Here is a 1,793-nt window from a genome sequence, read left to right on the forward strand (position 1 = left end):
CGAAGCCCCTCTACGACGTCGACGCCTACTTCCGGCTGAAGGAGCTTCGAGAGATCGCCGCGAGGGAGAAGGGTACCTACATCATCCCCTCAAAGACCGACCGGAAGCCCTCTCTCCTCGGAAAGGAGGCGAAGCCCCTCTACGACGTCGACGCCTACTTCCGGCTGAAGGAGCTTCGAGAGATAGGCTCCAAGGAGAAGAAAGGCTTCGTTGTGCCCTCGAAGATCAGGGCCTGAGGACTGCCAAAACCGTAATCTCTGAGGTGGCGATATGCCATCCTCAGAGATACTTCTGAATTTTGTTTGTGAGGGTGGACTTGGGGTAGGCTCCCACCATCTGGTCGACCAGCTCGCCGTTCTTGAAGACGAGCATGGTGGGTATCGCCATGATGCCGTACTTGCTGGAGGTCTGCATGTTCTCGTCGACGTTCAGCTTTCCGAAGACGACCTTCCCCTTCATCTCTTTGGCCAGCTCGTCGATCACCGGGGCGACCATCCTGCAGGGACCGCACCACTCCGCCCAGCAGTCCAAGATCACAAGAGGGTATCTGGCCACCATGTCGCCGACGGTGCCGTCCGTCACCTTGACGGGGCTGTCGGGGTAGTCCACATCTGGTTCGTTTGCCATCTTTTTCATCTCCTCGATCTTCTTTCTCCTTATCCTTTCAAGCTCCTCGTCCAAGATCACACCTCTCTTTGGCCTGCAGAATCAAGGACCTGAAGTGGTCCAGATCCACCGGCATCTTCTCGTAGCGGCAGAGGGTGAAATCGAGAAATTCGATCAGTCCCTCCTCATAATCGGCCGCGTTCTCGAGGGTGTCGAGGAAGATGGCGCCCCGAAAGGGGGCGAGCTGGAAACGGGCCTCCTCTCGGCTCCAGTTCATCCTCTCGAACATATCCCTCCAGCTCTTGACCCAGCCCGGCGATAGATAAAAGTAAAGTCCTCGATCTGCGATCTTCTCCACCTTCTTTCGGGTTATGAAGGCGTCGATGCAGTTCTGGCACCCGAGGAGGGCGGCCCTGTAGGGGGCGAGGATCTCGGCCATCCTGGGATGGCACTCGCCGTAGGCGACGATGATGCCGTCGTGGTCTTTGCAGCTTTCCAGCTCCGCCCTGAGGGCCTCGGCCAGGTCGTCGAAGTCGACGTGAAGCCCCGCCTCAAGGTAGCGGGTTTCGAAGGGAAAGTCGAGCTGATCTCTTATCTTCTCCATCTCATCCTTGAATATGCCGCAGGCGATGATTGCGTACATGGACAACTTTACAGTCGTCGGGATGTTATATATCGCTTATCCGAAAGGCAAGCTCACAAAAACGAGAGTTTTGTTCCGCACCCCTTCTTCAGGGCGTTCTGATAGACCTTCGTAGCCGTCGCCACGTCCTGGATGGCGAGGCCCGTCGAGTCGAAGACGGTGATCTCGTCGTCATCGGTCCGACCGGGAACCTTTCCCGCCACCACCTCCCCGATGGTGGCGCGGATCTCATCGGGGACCATGAGCCCCTTCGTCAGGGGGACGTTCACCTCGCCGGAGTGGGATGCCTGGGCGATGTCGTCCACCACCACCTTCGACCTTTTGAGGATGGATGGGTCCAGCTCCTCCTTCCCTTTGGCGTCGGCCCCGATGGCGTTGATGTGGGTCCCCTCAACTATCCACTCGTCCTTCACCAGGGGTTTTCGCGATGGGGTGGTGGTGACCAGAATGTCAGCGTTGCAGGCATCTTTTACGTCCGTGGAAAGATCGTACTCGACGTCCAGAAAGCTCCTACAGTCCTTTTCCAGAGCCCTGCACCGCTCGA

At 57.8% G+C, this 1,793-nt stretch carries 3 protein-coding genes and 1 pseudogene; 1 reads left to right on the forward strand and 3 read right to left on the reverse strand.

All coding sequences use genetic code 11. From position 1 onward, the window contains the following. A partial coding sequence (locus ACP5EL_RS10180) for a hypothetical protein (protein ID WP_428402400.1) occupies positions 1-236 on the forward strand: 236 nt, incomplete at its 5' end. Between the two features lie 43 nt (positions 237-279). Here ACP5EL_RS10180 and trxA read toward each other — a convergent pair. The 3 genes and pseudogenes from trxA to ACP5EL_RS10195 form a co-directional block, all read right to left on the reverse strand. Next, positions 280-681 carry a thioredoxin gene (gene trxA / locus ACP5EL_RS10185; RefSeq protein ID WP_428402401.1) on the reverse strand — a complete coding sequence of 134 codons (402 nt, stop codon included), beginning with the start codon at positions 679-681 and terminating at the stop codon, positions 280-282. Next, positions 665-1,249: a DUF1638 domain-containing protein gene (locus ACP5EL_RS10190; protein WP_428402402.1), complete on the reverse strand. Its 585-nt coding sequence runs from the start codon at positions 1,247-1,249 to the stop codon at positions 665-667. Before ACP5EL_RS10190 ends, trxA begins: the two co-directional genes overlap by 17 nt. A 53-nt stretch (positions 1,250-1,302) precedes the next feature. Then, positions 1,303-1,793, reverse strand: a pseudogene (locus ACP5EL_RS10195) (ornithine cyclodeaminase family protein); the annotation flags it as partial.

It is taken from the genome of Methanocrinis sp. (assembly GCF_049974945.1).
Lineage (GTDB): Archaea > Halobacteriota > Methanosarcinia > Methanotrichales > Methanotrichaceae > Methanocrinis.